Here is a 1,787-nt window from a genome sequence, read left to right as displayed (position 1 = left end):
GGTTATTTAAGAGAAGAATTAGAGTATCTGGCAGTTGGGCGACCAATTACGGTTTTCCAAACTGTCCCTGAGAATGAGCACTTAATTACGCCATTTTTATAATAGAAGATCAAACCTATCATATATACTTAACTGGGTTTCCTGGAAAATTTGGATGCTGATCTCAGTAATTTTGTGGTAAGTCCACTTTAAAATGAACGAAAGGAGCTGTTTTGTCAACAGCTCCTTTTCATATGAAAAATTATATTTTGGTTACTTTCCAGGAGTAAACTTAATCTTCATAGCTTCTCCCATTAGGACAGGAAGATCAGTATTTTCATGTAAGCCTCTAAATAAATCAGAGCCTGGTCCGAATGCATATAACGGAACATCTGTACCTGTGTGTCCAGTGCTTGACCATCCAACTATTGCGCGCTCAGAAACGATCTGGTTTATAGTCATTGATGGACTTTTTGCAGCCTTAATTCTTTCTGCTTCAGCATCGGTTAAGTCAAGGTTCGTATATTGTTTAACGATTTCTTTTACATTACTGCGATCAGCATTTAGTTTGCTTTCCATAAAATCGCCAGTTGCCGTAACTTGACGCAATACCTCTAGTTTTGCATCCCCCTTGCCATAACCGCCGACAGACATGCCGCCTGTATCATGATCGCCCGCAACGACTACTAATGTGTTCCCATCTTTTTTCGCAAAATCAACAGCTTTCGCAACTGCCATTTCAAACGCTTCGCTATCCTTCATTGCCCAAGCCGCATCATTATCATGACCTGCCCAATCAATTTGGCTTCCTTCAACCATTAAAAAGAAACCGTCTTTATCTTGTTTAAGAGCATCTAATGCTGATTCTGTCATTTCTGCAAGACTTGGTTCATCGGACTCATCACGATCCAACTCTGGTGCCATGCCATCTTCAGCGAATAGCCCAATTAGCTTGTCTGATTTTTTCACATTAGCAAGTTCTTCCTTATTCGAAGCGAATTGATAGCCCTGTGCTTTAGCTTCATTTAATAAGGACTCTGGAAAATACTTTTTCCCGCCTCCAAGAAGGACATCAACACCATTTTCTAGCAATTGAGGTGCGATGTCAGCTTCATTTGCACGTGAAGCTACGTGGGAAGCAAATACTGCAGGAGTTGCATGAGTGATAGTTGAAGTAGCTACTAAGCCAGATGCTTTACCAGCTTCTTCAGCCGCTTGAAGAATAGTTTTTAGCTCTTTGCCGTCTGGCGTAGTGCTAATCATGCCATTATTTGTTTTAACTCCTGTTGCCATTGCTGTCCCAGCAGCTGCAGAGTCTGTTACTTCTGTATTTGCGGAATATGTACGATGCATCCCAACAAGCATGGAGTCTAAAATGGATTCTTCACCTTTGTACCAGCGATAGTTTGTTGCATATGAAGCAGAATATCCATCTGGAACCATGAAAATAACATTTTTGGCTATCCCATTGTTTTGAACATTATTAGACTTCGCATCAGCAGATGGAGTCGAAAAACTTCCAACAAGACTTCCAATTGCGATTGATGATACTACAGCAAACGGGATCAGTTTCTTTTTAATAGATTTCTTTTTCATTTAAATTCCCTCCTAAAGTGGTTTACAAACCTAATATAGATCTTGAGTGTTGAATCACTTTTAATAGAGGGTTAATAATGTGTAAACGGGAAAAAACAGGTGAAAACTAGTGTTCTAAAATATTAATTAGTAAATTATTCCATTTTTACACATATGATTACCTAGTGAAAAAGAAAAATTAAAAATATATTTCATGTTCAGAAAAATAGAAT

1 protein-coding gene is annotated in these 1,787 nt (G+C 38.6%); it reads right to left on the bottom strand.

The features are described 5' to 3' along the window. Window positions 1–252: 252 nt before the first annotated feature. Window positions 253–1,575, bottom strand: coding sequence for an alkaline phosphatase (locus V7164_RS06650; RefSeq protein ID WP_335353708.1), 1,323 nt, complete (start codon window positions 1,573–1,575; stop codon window positions 253–255). Between the last annotated feature and the right edge of the window lie 212 nt (window positions 1,576–1,787).

This window comes from Bacillus sp. JJ1474 (assembly GCF_036965225.1).
In the GTDB taxonomy this organism is placed as follows: Bacteria; Bacillota; Bacilli; order Bacillales; family Cytobacillaceae; genus Cytobacillus.
This window is presented reverse-complemented; position numbering and strand designations above follow the sequence as displayed.

Bases quoted from the DNA above. Each gene is read 5' to 3' on its own strand.
- V7164_RS06650 (WP_335353708.1), bottom strand. From the start codon at position 1,575: ATGAAAAAGAAATCTATTAAAAAGAAACTGATCCCGTTTGCTGTAGTA.